This is a genomic window from Streptomyces sp. XH2 (genome assembly GCF_049725035.1).
Classification (GTDB): domain Bacteria; phylum Actinomycetota; class Actinomycetes; order Streptomycetales; family Streptomycetaceae; genus Streptomyces; species Streptomyces roseoverticillatus.
In genome coordinates this window covers 158186-174804 of record NZ_JBMMMZ010000011.1, presented here as the reverse complement: position 1 = coordinate 174804, position 16619 = coordinate 158186, and the positions used below count along the sequence as shown (strand labels likewise).

15 protein-coding genes are annotated in these 16619 nt (G+C 76.0%); 11 read left to right on the top strand and 4 right to left on the bottom strand.

Annotated elements, in window-relative coordinates; genetic code table 11:
- Positions 1-77 precede the first annotated feature (77 nt).
- From ACOTKD_RS23100 to ACOTKD_RS23085, 4 genes are all read left to right on the top strand, one after another.
- Entirely contained in the window at positions 78-1724 is a 1647-nt protein-coding gene (locus ACOTKD_RS23100; protein ID WP_424890904.1) for an acyl-CoA dehydrogenase family protein, read from the top strand.
- Positions 1721-2623 carry a crotonase/enoyl-CoA hydratase family protein gene (locus tag ACOTKD_RS23095; protein WP_424890903.1) on the top strand — a complete coding sequence of 301 codons (903 nt, stop codon included), beginning with the start codon at positions 1721-1723 and terminating at the stop codon, positions 2621-2623. The genes ACOTKD_RS23100 and ACOTKD_RS23095 overlap by 4 nt, the downstream gene beginning before the upstream one ends.
- A gap of 83 nt (positions 2624-2706) precedes the next feature.
- Positions 2707-3675, top strand: coding sequence for a hypothetical protein (locus ACOTKD_RS23090; protein WP_424890902.1), 969 nt, complete (start codon positions 2707-2709; stop codon positions 3673-3675).
- 121 nt (positions 3676-3796) lie between these two features.
- Positions 3797-4552, top strand: coding sequence for a DUF4239 domain-containing protein (locus tag ACOTKD_RS23085; protein WP_424890901.1), 756 nt, complete (start codon positions 3797-3799; stop codon positions 4550-4552).
- A 16-nt stretch (positions 4553-4568) separates the two neighbouring features.
- Here ACOTKD_RS23085 and ACOTKD_RS23080 read toward each other — a convergent pair whose 3' ends face one another.
- A complete protein-coding gene (locus tag ACOTKD_RS23080) occupies positions 4569-5861 on the bottom strand; it encodes a cytochrome P450 (protein ID WP_424890900.1) in 1293 nt (430 codons plus the stop codon).
- Between the two features lie 96 nt (positions 5862-5957).
- Here ACOTKD_RS23080 and egtA point away from each other — a divergent pair, with 96 nt between their 5' ends.
- The 4 genes from egtA to egtD are packed head-to-tail and all read left to right on the top strand — an operon-like array spanning position 5958 to position 10322.
- Positions 5958-7256, top strand: a complete 1299-nt coding sequence (egtA, locus tag ACOTKD_RS23075) for an ergothioneine biosynthesis glutamate--cysteine ligase EgtA (protein WP_424890899.1) — start codon at positions 5958-5960, stop codon at positions 7254-7256.
- The gene (gene egtB, locus ACOTKD_RS23070; RefSeq protein ID WP_424890898.1) at positions 7253-8578 is read left to right on the top strand and encodes an ergothioneine biosynthesis protein EgtB; all 1326 of its coding nucleotides are present in this window, start codon (positions 7253-7255) and stop codon (positions 8576-8578) included. Before egtA ends, egtB begins: the two co-directional genes overlap by 4 nt.
- Positions 8578-9333 (top strand): ergothioneine biosynthesis protein EgtC, encoded by a 756-nt coding sequence (gene egtC / locus ACOTKD_RS23065; RefSeq protein WP_424890897.1) that lies wholly within the window; start codon positions 8578-8580, stop codon positions 9331-9333. Before egtB ends, egtC begins: the two co-directional genes overlap by 1 nt.
- Complete coding sequence (gene egtD / locus ACOTKD_RS23060; RefSeq protein WP_424890896.1) at positions 9330-10322, top strand: L-histidine N(alpha)-methyltransferase; 993 nt, start codon at positions 9330-9332, stop codon at positions 10320-10322. Before egtC ends, egtD begins: the two co-directional genes overlap by 4 nt.
- Here egtD and ACOTKD_RS23055 read toward each other — a convergent pair.
- Entirely contained in the window at positions 10319-10465 is a 147-nt protein-coding gene (locus ACOTKD_RS23055; protein ID WP_424890895.1) for a hypothetical protein, read from the bottom strand. The two genes, egtD and ACOTKD_RS23055, sit on opposite strands and share 4 nt — an antisense overlap.
- Positions 10466-10494: 29 nt before the next feature.
- Here ACOTKD_RS23055 and ACOTKD_RS23050 point away from each other — a divergent pair, with 29 nt between their 5' ends.
- A complete protein-coding gene (locus ACOTKD_RS23050) occupies positions 10495-10710 on the top strand; it encodes a dodecin (RefSeq protein ID WP_030364930.1) in 216 nt (71 codons plus the stop codon).
- A 30-nt stretch (positions 10711-10740) separates the two neighbouring features.
- Here the strand turns inward: ACOTKD_RS23050 and ACOTKD_RS23045 are convergent, their stop codons facing one another.
- Complete coding sequence (locus ACOTKD_RS23045; RefSeq protein WP_424890894.1) at positions 10741-12063, bottom strand: NAD(P)/FAD-dependent oxidoreductase; 1323 nt, start codon at positions 12061-12063, stop codon at positions 10741-10743.
- Positions 12064-12331: 268 nt separating this feature from the next.
- Here ACOTKD_RS23045 and ACOTKD_RS23040 point away from each other — a divergent pair, with 268 nt between their 5' ends.
- Positions 12332-13033, top strand: coding sequence for a PAS domain-containing protein (locus ACOTKD_RS23040; RefSeq protein ID WP_397945296.1), 702 nt, complete (start codon positions 12332-12334; stop codon positions 13031-13033).
- Here the strand turns inward: ACOTKD_RS23040 and ACOTKD_RS23035 are convergent.
- Complete coding sequence (locus tag ACOTKD_RS23035) at positions 12964-13686, bottom strand: (2Fe-2S)-binding protein (protein WP_424890893.1); 723 nt, start codon at positions 13684-13686, stop codon at positions 12964-12966. The two genes, ACOTKD_RS23040 and ACOTKD_RS23035, sit on opposite strands and share 70 nt — an antisense overlap.
- A gap of 77 nt (positions 13687-13763) precedes the next feature.
- Between ACOTKD_RS23035 and ACOTKD_RS23030 the strand changes: the two genes are divergently transcribed.
- The gene (locus ACOTKD_RS23030) at positions 13764-16190 is read left to right on the top strand and encodes an ABC transporter (RefSeq protein ID WP_424890892.1); all 2427 of its coding nucleotides are present in this window, start codon (positions 13764-13766) and stop codon (positions 16188-16190) included.
- Positions 16191-16619 lie beyond the last annotated feature (429 nt).

Below are 16619 nucleotides of genomic sequence, written 5' to 3'. Positions count from 1 at the left end.
CTCCACTCACGGTCTATCCATTACGGTCTCGGATCACGCATCATGAAAGTGTAATGCCGCCACCGCAGGAGGTCGCCGTGAGCGCCACGCACGAAGTCTTCAACCAGGCCCCGCCCCTGAGCGGCTTCACCACCGCCGACGACCCGGCTTTGCTGGAGGCGCTGCGGCGCGACGGGGGCGCGTGGGGCGAGGCCGGGGTCCGCGAGCTGGGCGCGCGGGCCGGGTCGGAGGAGGTGCAGGACTGGGCGCGCCTGGCCGAGGCGCACCCGCCGGTGCTGCGCACCCACGACCGGTACGGCCACCGCATCGACGAGGTCGAGTTCCACCCCGCCTGGCACCGGCTGATGGCCGCCGCCGTGGAGAGCGGTCAGCACGCCGCCCCCTGGGCCGATCCCCGCCCCGGGGCGCACCTGGTGCGGGCGGCGAAGTTCTACGCGTGGGCCCAGGCCGAGCCCGGCCACGGCTGCCCGGTCTCGATGACGTACGCCGCCGTCCCCGCGCTCCGCGCCCAGCCGGAGCTCGCCGCCGCCTACGAGCCGCTGCTGGCCTCCCGCACGTACGACTACGGGCTGCGCCCCCCGCTCGGCAAGCAGGGCCTGATCGCGGGCATGTCGATGACGGAGAAGCAGGGCGGCTCGGACGTCCGCGCCAACACCACCACGGCCGTGCCCGCGGGCGACGGCTCGTACGTCGTCACCGGCCACAAGTGGTTCACCTCCGCCCCGATGAGCGACGTCTTCCTCGTCCTCGCACAGGCCGGGGAGGGGCTGACCTGCTTCCTGATGCCGCGCGTCCTGCCCGACGGCACCCGCAACGCCATGCGCCTGCAGCGGCTCAAGGACAAGCTCGGCAACCGCTCCAACGCCTCGGCCGAGATCGAGTACGAGCAGGCCGTGGCCTGGCCGGTCGGCGAGCCGGGCCGCGGGGTGCGCACGATCGTCGAGATGGTGAACATGACCCGGCTCGACTGCGTCCTCGGCTCCGCGGCCGGCATGCGCGCGGGCCTGCGGCAGGCCCTGCACCACGCGGCGCACCGCAAGGCGTTCGGGGCGGAGCTGATCGACCAGCCGCTGATGCGCAACGTCCTGGCCGACCTCGCCGTGGAGTCGGAGGCCGCGACGGTCCTCGCGATGCGCCTGGCCGCGGCGGTCGACCGCTCGGTGGCGGGCGACGCCGCCGAGGGCGCGCTGCGCCGGCTCGCGCTCGCCGCCGGCAAGTACTGGGTCTGCAAGCGCGGCAGCACGCACGCCGCCGAGGCGCTGGAGTGCCTGGGCGGCAACGGCTACGTCGAGGAGTCCGGCATGCCGCGGCTCTACCGCGAGGCGCCGCTGCTGTCCATCTGGGAGGGCTCGGGCAACGTCGCCGCCCTCGACGTGCTGCGCGCGCTCGCCAAGGAACCGGCCGCCCTGGACGCCTACTTCGCCGAGGTCGGTGCCGCGGCGGGCGCGGACGCCCGGCTCGACGCCGCGGCCGCGCGCGTACGGGACCTGCTCGGTTCGCTCGGCGATCCCACCCGCGCCCAGCTCCTGGCCAGGCGCCTGGCCGAGCAGCTCACCCTCGTCCTCCAGGGCAGCCTGCTGGTCCGGTACAGCGCCCCGGCCGTGGCCGACGCCTTCTGCGCCTCCCGCCTGGACGGGGAGTGGGGCCACGCCTTCGGCACGCTGCCGCCGGGGGCGGACCTGGGGCAGATCCTCGACCGCGCCGCGCCGAAGGCCGAGCGGTGACGGCGGACGGGGGCGCGGGGCGGAACGGCCCCACGGGGCGGGGCAGTCGCCCGGACGGCGGGCGCGCCCCGGCGGTCCGCACCGAGCGCCGCGGTCCCGTCACCACCGTCATCCTGTCCCGGCCGGACGTCCGCAACGCCGTGGACGGGCCGGCCGCGCGCCTGCTCGCCGACGCCTTCCGCGCCTTCGAGGCCGACGACGAGGCCCTCGTCGCGGTGCTGTGGGGCGAGGGCGGCACGTTCTGCGCCGGGGCCGACCTGAAGGCGTTCGGCACCGAGCGCGGGAACCGGGTGGAGCCCGGCGGCGACGGCCCGATGGGGCCCACGCGGATGCGGCTGTCGAAGCCCGTCGTCGCGGCGGTCAGCGGGCACGCCGTCGCGGGCGGCCTGGAGCTCGCGCTCTGGTGCGACCTGCGGGTGGCCGAGGAGGACGCCGTCTTCGGGGTCTTCTGCCGCCGCTGGGGCGTGCCGCTGATCGACGGCGGCACGGTCCGCCTGCCCCGCCTGGTCGGGACGGGCCGCGCCCTGGACATGGTGCTGACGGGCCGCCCGGTCCCCGCCCCCGAGGCGTACGCCATGGGGCTCGCCGACCGCGTCGTCCCCACGGGCACGGCCCGTGCCGCCGCGGAACGACTGGCCGCGGAGATCGCCCGCTTCCCCCAGGACTGCCTGCGCGGCGACCGGGCCTCCGTCCTCGGCCAGGAAGGCCTCACCGAGGAAGCGGCGATGGCCGCCGAATTCGCCTGCGGCAAGGCGTCGTTGGCCGGAGCCGCCGAGGGAGCGGCGCGCTTCGCCGCCGGCGCAGGCCGGCACGGTGACTTCACGCCTCCGTCCCCTTCGTCTCCGCCCCCTTCGCCTCCGCCCCGTTCGTCCTTCTTGCCGGGTGAATCCCGCACATAAAACACACAGTTCTTCATCCCTTCGGTGGGATTGCCCCCGTCGCGGGGCAGTTGAGGGGTGGGCAACCGGCAGGATCTCTCCCCGTGAGCGGATGGGTGCGCGCGGGGCGTGCGGGGATCGTGGCCTTCGCGGCCGTACTGGCGACGACGGGCGCGGCGGCGGGGGCCGGACCCGTTCCGGGGGAGGATCCCGGTGCCGGCCGGGGCCAGGGCCGGGCCGTACAGGCCGGTGGACAGCGCCACGTCGATGAGCGGCACCGTGCGGACGGGCAACGTCCTGCGGACGGACCGCACCCGGTTCCAGCGGACGGATCGCATCCGGTCAGCGGGCGGCATCGCGCGAACGGACGGCTTCCAGCCGACGAGCAGCGTCACGCCGACCGGCGGCACGAAGCCGGCGATCAGCACCGAGCAGACCGGCCCCACGAGTACGGACCGCAGCGCGTCGGCGTACAGCTCCGGGACGGCGACCCGCAGCAGCGCCCGTCCGGCAGTCCGCCGCCCGTCCCCCGCCACCGCCCCGGCTCCGCCCGCGTCGAGTACGGTCCCGGCCGGCTCCGCGTGGTGGCCGGCGACCCCGGCGAGCCCGGGGACGACACCGCCGCCGCGGTGATCGTGAACAGGCCCGGCTGCCTCGCCCTCGCCGCCGGTGACGGGGCGGCCTCCGCGACGCTCGTCATCGGCTGCGACAGCACCCCGCCCCCGGTCCCGCAGGACGTCCCGCGGCCCGCGCCCCGGCCCGTACCGCCACCGCCGTCCCTGCCCGCACCGCCGCCTCCCGCGCCCCGGGTGCACCACGCACCGGCAGCGCCCGTGGCGGTCATCGCGCCCCGGGCCGCCGTGGCGGCGCCGCGCAGCGAGCCGTCCCCGGCGCCCGAGCCCACGCCGCCGGCGCCCCCGCACGTCATCCCGCGCGCCTATCACCAGTCCGCCGCGCCACCGCCCCCGGGCGGCGCGTCACTGGTCACGCTCACCCTGCTGCTGACCGCCCCGGCCGTGCTCGCCGCCGCCATGCTGCGGCCGCGGGGAAGCAGCAGCGGGCGCCGCGGCTGACCCCCGCCCTGCCCGGCCGTCCGTCCGGACCGGTGGCCGCGCGGTCCTCCGCACCGCCCGGCCGCCGGCGCCCTTCGCGCACCTCAGCCCGTACCCGCACTCTCGTCTCCGGAGGTTTCCCTTGTCCGAGTGGCTGGTCCTGGTCCTCGCCATGGCCGCGGCATGCACGGTCGTGCTGACCATCACCGTGCTCAGGGAGCGCAGGCTCAGCGAGGCCGACGACCCGAGCGAGACACCCGACGTCATCGAGTACATGACGATGATGGTCGGCGTCGTCTACGCCATCGTGCTGGGCCTGGCCATCGCCGGCGTCTGGGAGGCCCGCAACAGCGCCCAGGACGTCGTGCGCGCCGAGGCCCAGGCGCTGCACGAGGTCAGCGAGCGGGTGCAGGCGTACGCCCCCGCGGCGCGGGACCGCGCCCGCGAGGACGTCAACACCTACGTGACGTACGTGGTGCACAAGGAGTGGCCGGTGATGCTCAAGCGCGGCGAGCTCACCGACCGCGGGGCGATGCTGCTGGACAAGGTGCGCGAGGACCTCACCTCGTACGAGCCGCGCAACGACCACGAGGGCCAGTCCTACCAGCCGCTGCTGGACCAGGTCGGCGCCGCGGACACCGCGCGCAACACCCGGGCGCAGAACGCGGGCGACACGATGCCGGGCGTGGTGTGGTTCGGGCTGGTCGCAGGCGCGCTGGTGGCCGTGGGGCTGATCTTCACGCTGCAGATCCGGCGCTCTCCGCGCGAACTGCTCCTGGCCGGTCTCTACAGCGCCCTGATCGCCTTCCTGCTCTTCCTCATCTGGGACTTCAACTCGCCGTTCGGCCACGAGATCGCCGATGCGACGAGCCCGTTCACGGACTTGTTCGCCGTCTGAGCGAATCCGGCGGAATCTACGACCACCTGACGGGCAGGTGCTTGAGGCCGTTCTGGAAGTTCGACGTGAGCCGCACCGCCTCGCCCGCCCTCTCCAGGCCGGGCAGCCGGTCGAGGACCGCCCGCAGCAGGGCGCGCATCTGGGCTCGGGCGAGGTGGGCGCCCAGGCAGAAGTGCGGGCCGAAGCCGAAACTGACGTGGTCGTTGGGGCTGCGGGTGATGTCGAAGCGGTCGGGGTCGGGGAAGACGCGCTCGTCGCGGTTGGCGGACGGGTGGAAGACCACGACCTTCTCGCCGCGCCGGATGTGCTGCCCGCCGAGCTCGGTGTCGCGGGCGGCGGTGCGCCGGAAGTGCACGACCGGCGACCAGTAGCGCAGCATCTCCTCCACGGCCGGGGGGATCAGCTCCGGCCGGGAGCGCAGGAGCGCGAACTGGCCGGGGTGGTCGAGGAGCGCGAGCATCCCTCCGGGCAGGGCGTTCCGCGGAGCCTCGCTCCCCGCGACCGCGAAGAGGAAGAACATCATCTCGAACTCGTCCCGCGTCAGGCCCCCTTCGCGCATCAACGCCATCACGCTGCCGGGCGCGGGCCGCTCGGCGAGCGCGTGGGCGTAGTGGAACATGTCGGCCAGCGCCTCGCGCGAGCGCGGGTTGACCGGGTATCCGTCGGGCCGGGTGCGCGGGGCGGGGCGCCGGGCGAGGGCCGCGCGGCCCATCGGGGTGAGCCCGTCCGGGACGGCGGTGTCCGACCGTGCGTAGTCCGTGTCCTGGTAGCCGATGATCCGGTTCGCCCAGTCGTAGATCAGTGCGCCGTCCTCCTGCGGCACGCCCAGGAGGTGGGCGAGGGTCCGCACGGGCAGGTCGGCGGTGAGCGCCACGAAGTCGGCCTCGCCGCGGGCGGCGAGGCCGCCGACCAGCGCGCGGGCCCGTGACTCGATCACGGCCTCCAGTTCGCGCACGGCGCGCGGCGTGAGCGACGCGGCGACGATCCGGCGCAGCCCGCTGTGGCCGGGCGGGTCCTGGTTGAGCATGGTGGCCCGTACGAAGTGCAGGTCGGCCTCGGTGTCGGGGTCGCGCACCTGGGTGGCGCCCAGGTGCGAGGAGAAGGTCTCCGCGCTGCGCAGGACGTGCTTGACGTCGGCGTGCCGGAAGACCGCCCAGAAGCCGGGGCCCGGCGGCCAGGGGCCGACGGCCGGTTCGCCGATGCGGCACACGGGGCTCTCGTCCCGCAGCTCCCGGAAGCGCGCGTACGGCACGCCGCGGGCGTAGGTGGCGGGCAGGAAGACGTCGGCGGTCACCTGTTCTGCGGTCACGCGGGGACGGTAGACCCTCCTCTGGCGGGCGGGTCAAGGGCTCGCCACAATGTGTGGGGTGACCATCGGCCGGCACAACGGACGGAGGTACGGACAGTGACTGACATCAGGTCCGACAGGGCGGGCCCGCCCCGCGTCGTCGACGAGGCCGAGGCGGAGGCCCTGGTCCACGGGATCTGCTTCAAGACGGGCCCGCCGCGCTTCCTCGGTGTCGAACTGGAATGGCTCGTCCACGACCTGCAGGATCCCTCCCGGCCCGTCTCCCCCCGCCGCCTGGCGGTCGCCGCCGACCGGCTGCGGGCCCTGCCGCTCCGCTCCCTGATCACGATCGAGCCCGGTGGCCAGCTGGAGTTCAGCTCCCGGCCCGCGGAGTCCCTCACCGCCTGTGTGGAAGAGGTCTCCGCCGATCTGGCCGCGGCCCGCCCGGCGCTCCGCTCCCTCGGCCTCTCCCTCGCCGGTTACGGCAAGGACCCCTGGCATCCCCCGCGCCGCGTCCTCACCACGCCCCGCTACCGGGCGATGGAGGACTTCCACGACCACTGGGGCGGCGCCGGCCGCACCGTGATGACGAAGACCGCCTCGGTGCAGGTGTGCGTCGACGCCGGGCACGAGGAGCCCGGGCCGCTCGGCTTCGGGCGGCGCTGGCGGCTGGCCCACCTGCTGGGCGCGGTCCTCGTGGCCGCGTTCGCCAACTCCCCGCTGGACGGCGGCCGTCCCACCGGCTGGCGCTCCACCCGGCAGGCCTGCTACGAGCGGATGGACCCGAGCCGCACCACGGCCCCGGCCGAGGACCTCGACCCGCGGGCGGCGTGGGCCGCGTACGCCCTGGACGCGCGCGTCATGTGCGTACGGTCCGGGCAGGGCGCGTGGGAGCCGCCCTGGGGGCTGGACCTGCGTGGCTGGGCCCGTTCGGCGCGGCCCAGGCCGGCCACCGCCGAGGACGTGGCGTACCACCTGACCACGCTCTTCCCCCCGGTGCGGCCCCGGGGCCACCTGGAGCTGCGCATGATCGACGCCCAGCCGGGCGAGGACGGCTGGGTGGTGCCGCTGGCCGTCACGGCCGCCCTCTTCGACGACCCCGTGGCCGCCGAGACGTCCTACCGGGCCGTCAAGGCCCTGGCCGACACGGCGGGCCAGGAACCCGCCCCGCGCAACGCGCTCTGGCGCACCGCCTCGCGCCTCGGGCTCGCCGACCCCGAGCTGCGCGCCGCCGCCGTCGCCTGCTTCGCCGCCGCCCGCGAGGCCCTGCCCCGGCTCGGCGCCACGCCCCGCGTGCTGGCGGCCGTCGACGCCTTCACCGGGCGCTACGTCGACCGCGGCCGCTGTCCCGCCGACGACCTCCTGGACGGCCTCACCGGCGGGCCGGTCCGGGGAAGCAAGGAGAGCACCGCATGACCGCCCCCGGCCCGGACCCCGAGGTCCTCCGCCGGTGCGCCACGGACGCCCTGCTCCGCGCCCGTGCGCGCACCCGGCTCCTCACCGGCTGCGTCGACGACCACGACCTGACCGCGCAGCACTCGCCCCTGATGTCCCCGCTCGTGTGGGACCTGGCGCACATCGGCAACCAGGAGGAGCAGTGGCTGCTGCGCGCCGTGGGCGGGCACGAGGCGCTGCGCCCGGAGCTCGACCCGCTGTACGACGCGTTCCAGCACCCGAGAGCCGCGCGTCCGGCGCTGCCGCTGCTGCGGCCCGCCGAGGCGCGCGCCTACGTCGCGGACGTCCGCGGCCGGGTGCTGGACGTGCTGGACGCCGTCCCGTTCGAGGGGCGTCCGCTGGTCGAGTCCGGCTTCGCGTTCGGCATGATCGCCCAGCACGAGCAGCAGCACGACGAGACCATGCTGATCACCCATCAGCTGCGGCGGGGGGCGGCGGCGCTCGGCGCCCCCGAGCCGCCGCCGGCCGCGCCGGACGCCGGGCAGCTGCCGTCCGAGGTGCTGGTCGAGGGCGGCCCGTTCACGATGGGCACGTCGGCGGAGCCGTGGGCGCTGGACAACGAGCGGCCCGCACACCACCGTTTCGTGCCGTCGTTCTTCATCGACACGCTGCCGGTGAGCAACGGCGACTATCTGTGCTTCATCGAGGACGGCGGCTATAGCGACGCCCGCTGGTGGCACCCGGAGGGGTGGCGGCAGGTCCGGGCGAACAAGCTGGCGGCCCCGCTGTTCTGGCGGCGCTCGGGCTCGCGCTGGCTGCGGCGGCGCTTCGGCACCGTCGAGCCCGTGCCGCCCGGCGAGCCGGTCCTGCACGTCAGCTGGTACGAGGCCGCGGCGTACGCCGCGTGGGCGGGCCGGCGGCTGCCCACCGAGGCCGAGTGGGAGAAGGCCGCCCGGCACGACCCCGCTTCGGGCAGGTCCCTGCGCTATCCGTGGGGGGACGCCGATCCCGCCCCCGAGCACGCCAACCTCGGGCAACGGCACCTGCGGCCGGCGCCGGTGGGGGCGTATCCGGAGGGTGCCTCGCCACTGGGCGTCCGGCAGCTGATCGGCGACGTGTGGGAGTGGACGTCCAGCGACTTCCTGCCCTACCCGGGGTTCCGGGCCTTTCCCTACCGGGAGTACTCGGAGGTCTTCTTCGGCAACGCCCACAAGGTGCTGCGCGGGGGGTCCTTCGCCGTCGACCCGGTCGCCTGCCGGGGCACCTTCCGCAACTGGGACCTCCCGGTCCGCCGGCAGATCTTCGCCGGTTTCCGCACCGCGCGCGACGCCGAGCCCGCCTGATGTGCCGTCACATCGCGGTCCTCGGACCGCCGGAGCCGATCGGCGCGAGCGTCGCGGACCCGCCGCACTCCCTCGTGCGCCAGTCCTGGGCGCCGCGCCGGCAGCGCCACGGCACGGTCAACGCGGACGGCTTCGGCGTCGGCTGGTACGCGGACGGCGACCCGGTTCCCGCGCGCTACCGGCGCGCCGGGCCGGTCTGGGCCGACCTGTCCTTCGCCGACCTCGCCCGCGTCGTCCGCACCCGCGCCCTCCTCGCGGCCGTACGGGACGCCACCGGCGCGGGCGCCGACGGTGAGGCCGCCGCCGCGCCGTTCGCCGCCGGGCCGTGGCTGTTCAGCCACAACGGCGCGGTCGCCGGCTGGCCGGGCAGTGCCGCGCCACTGGCCGCCCTGCTGCCCGCCGAGGCGCTGCTGCGGCTCGCGGCCCGCTGCGACGCGGCCTTCGTGTGGGCGCTCGTCGAGCACCGGCTGCGCGGCGGCGACGCGCCCGGCGGCGCGCTGGCCGACACGGTCGCCGAGCTCGCCGAGGCCGCGCCCGGCTCGCGGCTGAACCTGCTGCTCACGGACGGCACCGCGATCGCCGCCACCACCTGGGGCGACACGCTCTGGTACCTGACGGACCCGGCCGGCCGCACCGCGGTCGCCTCCGAGCCCTACGACGACGACCCCCGCTGGACCGAGGTCCCCGACCGCACCCTGCTCACCGCGACCCGCACCGCCGTCACCCTGACACCGCTCAAGGAGCCCTGCCCGTGAGCCCGTTCGCCCTGACCCGCACCCTCCCCGCCGACGCGACCGCGGCCGCCCTGCGCGCCGACGTCGCCACGGGCCTGACCCGCACCCCCAAGGAACTCCCGCCGAAGTGGTTCTACGACGCGCGCGGCAGCGAGCTGTTCGACGAGATCACCCGGCTGCCCGAGTACTACCCGACGCGCGCCGAGCGCGAGATCATCATCGCCCGCGCGGACGAGATCGCCACGGCCACCGGGGCCCGTACCCTCGTGGAGCTCGGCTCCGGCTCCTCCGACAAGACCCGCCACCTCCTCAGCGCCCTGACCGCCCGCAACTCCCTCGGCCACTACGTGCCCGTCGACGTCAGCGAGAGCGCCCTGACCGGCGCGGCCGAGGGCCTGCTGGCCGACCACCCGGGGCTCACGGTGCACGCGCTCGTGGCCGACTTCCAGTACGGCCTGCACCTGCCCGCCACCCCCGCGCCCCGCCTGCTCGCCTTCCTCGGCGGCACCATCGGCAACCTCCGTCCGAAGGAACGATCCGCCTTTTTCGCCGCCGTCCGCGCCGAACTGGCCCCCGGGGACGCCCTGCTCCTGGGCACGGACCTGGTCAAGGACGAGGGGACGCTGGTGCGGGCCTACGACGACGCGGCGGGCGTGACCGCCGCCTTCAACAAGAACGTCCTCACCGTCATCAACCGCGAGCTGGAGGCCGACTTCGACCCGGACGACTTCGACCACGTCGCCCTCTGGGACGCGCGGGAGGAGTGGATCGAGATGCGGCTGCGGGCCCGCGGCGCCCTCGTGGCGAAGATCCCCGCGCTCGACCTGGCGGTCCACTTCGCCGCGGGCGAGGAGCTGCGCACGGAGATCTCCGCCAAGTTCCGCGAGCCGGGCGTACGGGCCGAGCTGGCGGCGGCCGGGCTGGAGACCACGCACTGGTGGACGGACGAGGAGGGGCGGTTCGCGCTGTCGCTGTCGGTGCCCGTGCCGGTGCCGGGCCGCGCGGCTTAGCCTCCGGGACGCCGGGACGCCGCCGCGAACGGCGGGGTGTCCCGGCGGCCCGCCGCGGTGAGCCGGGCGTACGCGCTCGCCTCGCGCGGGGGCGCGGGGTGCGCCACGGTGGTGGTGACCGCACCGCTTCGGCGGTGACCCACCGCTTCCCCCCGCACCTGGAGCAGCGCCCATGACGCACCACACCTACCGCGTGACCGAGATCGTCGGCTCCTCCCCGGACGGCGTCGACCAGGCCGTCCGCAACGGCCTCGCCCGCGCCTCCCAGACCCTGCGCAACCTCGACTGGTTCGAGGTCACGCAGATCAGGGGCCATCTCGTGGACGGCGCGATCGGGCACTACCAGGTGGGCCTGAAGGTCGGTTTCCGCTTGGACGACGGCGACTGACCGGACGGCGGCCGACAGGCCCCGTGCCCCCTATGCCTCCCAGTCGGGCGTGCGGGCCACCTCGGGGCTCTCCGTGTCCAGGGGGACGGATCCGGCGCGGACGAGCCCCAGCTGGACGCCCTGGCGGGGCAGGACCGCGTCCAGGAGCCAGTCGGCGGCCACGCGGACGCGGTTGCCGGGCATGGCCGCCAGGTGGTAGCCGCGGGTGACGGCACTGGCCACAGGCCCGGACAGCGGGACGTGCAGCGGGTCGGCCGCGGCCTGGACGCCGCCGAGGTCGACGGTGAAGCCCAGGTCGCGGTGGCGGTACGGGCGGCGCTCGCCGCGCCCGAAGGAGGCGGCGATGTTGCGGCCGGCGGTCCGGCCCTGCCGCTGGGCGTGCTGGGCGGTCATGGGGGTGTACTCGCCCGGCCGCGTGAGGTCGGGCACGGCGGCGGCGTCGCCGCAGGCGAGGACCTCCGGCCGGCCGGGCACGGCCAGGTACTCGTCCACGCACAGCCGCCCCTGCTCCGTGGGCAGGCCGAGGCCCGCGACCAGCGGGTCCGGGCGGACGCCCACGCACCAGACGAGGGAGCGGGTGGGGACGAACTCGCCGTCGTCCAGGTGCACGCCCTCGCGCGTGGCCTCCTTGACGGAGGTGCGCGTGCGGATCTCCACGCCGCGGCGGCGGAGCACGCGGTCCGCGGTGCGCGACAGGCGCTCGTCCAGCCCGGGGAGGAGGCGCGGGGCCAGGTCGAGCAGCAGCCAGCGGGGGCGGGCGCCCGCCGCGCGCAGGGCGCTGTTGCGGCGTACGAGGGAGTCCGTGAACAGCACGCCGTGCGCGGCCACTTCGGTGCCGGTGTAGCCCGCGCCGGCGACCACGAAGGTCAGCCGGGCGGCGCACTCGTCCGCGGAGGCCGCGGAGGCGGCCAGCTCGGTCTGGCGCACGACGTGGTCGCGCAGGTAGAGGGCCTCGGGAAGGCCGCGGAAGCCGTGGGCGCGCTCGGCCACGCCGGGCACGGGCAGCAGCTTGTTGACGCTGCCCACGGTCAGCAGGAGCCGGTCGTAGCGCAGGGACCCGCGGCCGCCCTCGGGGCCGGTGTACCCGACGCGCCGCCCGTCGAGGTCGACCGTGTCCACCTGTCCGAGGACCAGCCGCACGCGCGGCAGCGTCCCGGTCAGGGACACCGTCACCCTGCGCGGTTCGAGGACGCCGGCCGCGACCTCGGGGAGGAGGGGCAGGTAGAGGAAGTGGTCGTGCGGGTTGACGAGCACGATCTCGGCGGCGCCGCGCGCCCTGCGGGACAGCTCGCGGGCGGCCTGGTAGCCGGCGAATCCGGCTCCGACGATCACGATCCGGGGTCGGCTGTTCACGACCGCCTCCTGGGTTCCGGTTGCGTGGGTTCTCCGGTGGTCCGCGTTCTCCGGGTGTCCGCCGGGCAGCGGTCCAAACGGGGCCGGCCGAATGCCGGTGCCTTCGGACGCCGTGACCGGCCCGGCTACAAGTCGCTTATTCCGGTCGTATACAGAACTGCACGATTGTGCAGTGGTTCGCGGCCCGACGCTCCCGGGCGCGGCCCGCCGGGCAAGCACTGGACAGGCCCTTGGACGGGCACGGGACGAGCGAGGGGCCGGGCATACCGTGGTGAGCGACGAATACATCAGTTGGCGCAATCATTTCCTGCTGCTCCTCGACCGCATCCCGACGCCGATCGCGGTCTGCCGGCCGGACGGCGAGGTCACGGTCGCGAACCCGGCCATGGCCGCCGAGTGGGGCACGTCCCCGGGCCGGCTGCGCGGCCGGAACCTGCACGAGCTGTTCCGGCCCCGGCTGCCGGGCCGGCTCGACCGGCACATCGAGGCGCTGCGGCTCGGCCGCCGGCCGCGTCACCCGATCGAGGTGCGCTGGCTGGCGGGCGCGGGCGGCGTCGAGCGGGAGGGCGAGCTGCTCGTGGACCCGGTCGGCGACGGCTTCCCGCCGAGCCCGATGCTGCTCGCGGTGCTGCGGGTGCGGGCCGCCGCCGAAACGGTCCCCCGGCCGGCGGAGCCGGTCGCCGAGGTCAGCGTGGTGGAGGGGCACATCCTGGCCCTGGCCGCCGCGGGGGCGACGACGGCCGCCATCGGCAAGGCGGTCGGGCTGACCGTGGACGGGGTCAACTACCACCTGACCCGGCTCACCCGGCGCTGGCGCGTGCCCAACCGCACGGCGCTGGTGGCGAAGGCGTACGTCCTCGGGGTGCTCTCGACGCGCGAGTGGCCGCCCGCCCCGTTCCCTCAGCGCACGCGGGGCGGCGCGTGCCGCAGCACGCAGTCCCCGCACATCCCGCCGGGCAGCACGCGGTAGTAGAGGCAGCAGGTGCTGCGGACGAAGGACGGCTCGGCGTGCGGCGGGCCGCCCGCCGTGAGGGTGCCGGTGCCGCGCAGGAGCGGGTCGCCGAGGACGGCGCGGGCGAGGGCGGTCGCGCGGGCCGCGTCCCCGGGCCGGCCCCGGTCGCGGCACCAGGTGTGCAGCACGCGCAGGGAGCCCGCGAGCGAGGACGCGGCGTTGCCCCACAGGAGGCGGCCGGAGACCGCGACGACGTCGCGCGTGATGCGGTGCAGGTCGGCCAGGGGGCCGCGGAGGACGTGGTCGCGGATCAGGTCCGCGGGCCCGCCGTCCGCGGGGCGGGGCAGGGCCGCCGGCTCCGGCAGCCACAGGTCGTCCGGCGCGGTGCGGGCCGGGTGCCAGCGCAGCCGGTCGCCGGCGAGGGCGGGGACGTCGCCGGTGAGGACCGCCGAGCCCAGGGCGACCGACAGGAGCCGCCCCGCGATGCCCTGGTAGGCGACGGACGCGGCCACGCGCCGGTCCTCCGTGCCCAGCCGCTCCGCTACGGTCTCGACCCGGGCGCGCAGGGTCCGCTCGTCGAGCAGCGGCCCGTACTCCGCGGCGCCGGCGGGCGCCTCGCCGGTCCGCAGGGCGAAGAAGGGTCCCACGGAGGCGAGTTCGGTCAGGCGCATGAGGCGATGATCCCATTCCGCCGGGCGGGGACATAAACTCGGCACCGATCCCCGCCCGCGCGCCCCCGGAGTCCCCCATGCACGACCCCTACGTCCGGGTGCGCGGTGCCCGCGAGCACAACCTCAAGGCCGTCGACGTCGACATCCCGCGCGACGCGCTCGTCGTCTTCGCCGGGGTCTCCGGTTCCGGCAAGAGCAGCCTCGCCTTCGGCACCGTCTACGCCGAGGCCCAGCGCCGCTACTTCGAATCCGTCGCCCCGTACGCGCGCCGGCTGATCCACCAGGTGGGCGCGCCCCGGGTCGAGGAGATCACCGGGCTGCCGCCGGCCGTGGCCCTGGAGCAGCGCCGCTCCGCGCCCACCTCGCGCTCCTCCGTCGGCACGGTCACCACGCTGTCGAACTCCCTGCGCATGCTGTTCTCCCGCGCGGGCGACTACCCCGAGGGCGCCGCGCGCCTCGACTCCGACGCGTTCTCGCCGAACACCGCCGCCGGCGCCTGCCCGGAGTGCCACGGCCTCGGCCTGGTGCACCGGGTCACCGAGGAGTCGCTCGTCCCCGACCCCTCGCTGTCCATCCGCGAGGGCGCGATCGCCGCCTGGCCCGGCGCCTGGCAGGGCAAGAACCTCCGGGACATCCTCGACGCCCTCGGCCACGACGTCGACCGGCCCTGGCGTGAGCTCCCACAGGCCGACCGCGAGTGGATCCTCTTCACCGACGAGCAGCCGGTCGTCACCGTCCACCCCGTACGCGACGCCGAGCGCATCCAACGCCCCTACCAGGGCACGTACATGAGCGCCCGCCGCTACGTCCTGCACACCGTCGCCGACTCCAAGAGCGCCGCGCTGCGGGCCCGTGCCGAGCGGCACCTGGTCAGCGCCGCGTGCCCGGCCTGCCACGGCAGGCGGCTGCGCCCGGAAGCGCTGGCCGTCACCTTCGCGGGGCAGGACATCGCCGCGCTCGCCGCCCTGCCGCTGTCCGCCCTCGCGGAGACGCTCCGGCCCGCCCTCGGCGGCGACGGCGCCGCGGCGACCCTCGCCGGGGACCTCGTCGCCCGCATCGAGGTCCTCACCGAGCTCGGCCTCGGCTACCTCGCCACGGACCGGCCCACCCCCACCCTGTCCGCGGGCGAGCTGCAGCGGCTGCGGCTCGCGACGCAGCTGCGCTCGGGCCTCTTCGGCGTCGTGTACGTCCTGGACGAGCCCTCCGCGGGCCTGCACCCCGCCGACAGCGCCGCGCTCCTGACCGTCCTCGACCGGCTCAAGGCCGCGGGCAACTCCCTCTTCCTCGTCGAGCACCACATGGACGTCGTGCGCCGGGCCGACTGGATCGTCGAGGTCGGCCCGGGGGCCGGGGAGCACGGCGGGCAGGTCCTCTACAGCGGCCCCGTCGAGGGCCTCGCGGACGTCGGGGAATCCACGACCCGCCGCTTCGTCTTCGCCGAGGAGGCCCCGGCGCCGCGCACGCCCCGCGAGCCCTCCGGCGCGGTGCGGCTGCGCGGCGTCACCCGGCACAATCTGCGCGGCCTCGACGCCGAGTTCCCGCTCGGCGTGTTCACCGCGGTCACCGGCGTGTCCGGCTCCGGCAAGTCCACGCTCGTCGGGCAGGTCCTGGCCGACGCCGTCGCCGCCCGTCTGGAGGGCCGCGGGCCGGAGTTCGCGGCCGAGGGCCTGGCCGCCGTCGACCGCCTGGTGCGCGTCGACCAGAAGCCGATCGGCCGCACGCCGCGCTCCAACCTCGCCACGTACACCGGCCTCTTCGACGCCGTGCGCAAGGTCTTCGCCGCCACGGACGGCGCCCGCGAGCGCGGCTACACCGCGGGCCGGTTCTCCTTCAACGTCGCCTCCGGCCGCTGCGAGGCCTGCCAGGGCGAGGGCTTCGTCGCCGTCGAACTGCTCTTCCTGCCCGGCTCGTACGCCCCGTGCGACGCGTGCGGCGGGGCGCGCTACAACCCGCAGACGCTGGAGATCGCCTACCGGGGCGCGAACATCGCCGAGGTCCTCGGCATGACCGTCGACGCCGCCGCGGACTTCCTCGCCGACGTGCCCGCCGCGCGCCGCGGCCTGCGCACCCTCCAGGACGTCGGCCTCGGCTACCTGCGCCTCGGCCAGCCCGCCACCGAGCTCTCCGGCGGCGAGGCGCAGCGCATCAAACTCGCCACGGAGCTCCAGCGCACCCACCGCGGCCACACCCTCTACGTCCTGGACGAGCCCACCACCGGCCTGCACCCGGCCGACACCGAGCTGCTCATGCGCCAGCTGCACGGCCTGGTCGACGCCGGCAACACGGTCGTCGTGGTGGAGCACGACATGACGGTCGCCGCGGGCGCGGACCACGTCCTGGACCTGGGCCCCGGCGGCGGCGCCGCGGGCGGCCGCGTGGTGGCGTCCGGGACGCCACGGGAAGTGGCCGCGGCCGCGGGCAGCGTGACGGCGCGGTACCTGGCGGAGGCCTTGGCCGGGGGCGGGAGCCGGCCTCCGCGTGGCGCGGAGGTCCCCGCCCCGTAACAGCGTCCCGGCGCGCGCGGCGTGAAGGTGCCGGCGGGCGAGGGCGGCTGATCCCGCATCCAGCGGACGCCGGCGGACGACCGCGCGAGGTTCCTGTGCTGCCCGCACGTGCCGGCGGGCCGTCCGGCGCCCGGACAGGGCGCCGCTCGTGGCCGTGCCGGCGGACATACCGCCGCTGATCCGCCACGCCTCACCACGGCCCGGCGGCGAGCCGCCCGCGGCGGCCCGGGCCGCATGAAAACGTGCCCGCGGGCGACGGCTGCTGATCCTACGCTTGCGGGCGACGGCGGACAGACCGCCGCTCCCCGCACCGCCGCAGGCCGATGCCCGCCCCTCGCCGCGCTCGCGTCCGGCCCGGCCGCGCAGCGCACGATCCGCATCCTGCGCGGCCGCCGGCCGGTCCCCGCACCGCGGAAATCCGGGCCTGGA

Excerpts from the sequence above, each read along its gene's own strand:
- egtB (WP_424890898.1), top strand. The coding sequence starts at position 7,253 with ATGACCGCCCCCGGCCCGGACCCCGAGGTCCTCCGCCGGTGCGCCACG.
- egtC (WP_424890897.1), top strand. The coding sequence starts at position 8,578 with ATGTGCCGTCACATCGCGGTCCTCGGACCGCCGGAGCCGATCGGCGCG.
- ACOTKD_RS23050 (WP_030364930.1), top strand. The coding sequence starts at position 10,495 with ATGACGCACCACACCTACCGCGTGACCGAGATCGTCGGCTCCTCCCCG.
- ACOTKD_RS23035 (WP_424890893.1), bottom strand. The coding sequence starts at position 13,686 with ATGCGCCTGACCGAACTCGCCTCCGTGGGACCCTTCTTCGCCCTGCGG.
- ACOTKD_RS23030 (WP_424890892.1), top strand. The coding sequence starts at position 13,764 with ATGCACGACCCCTACGTCCGGGTGCGCGGTGCCCGCGAGCACAACCTC.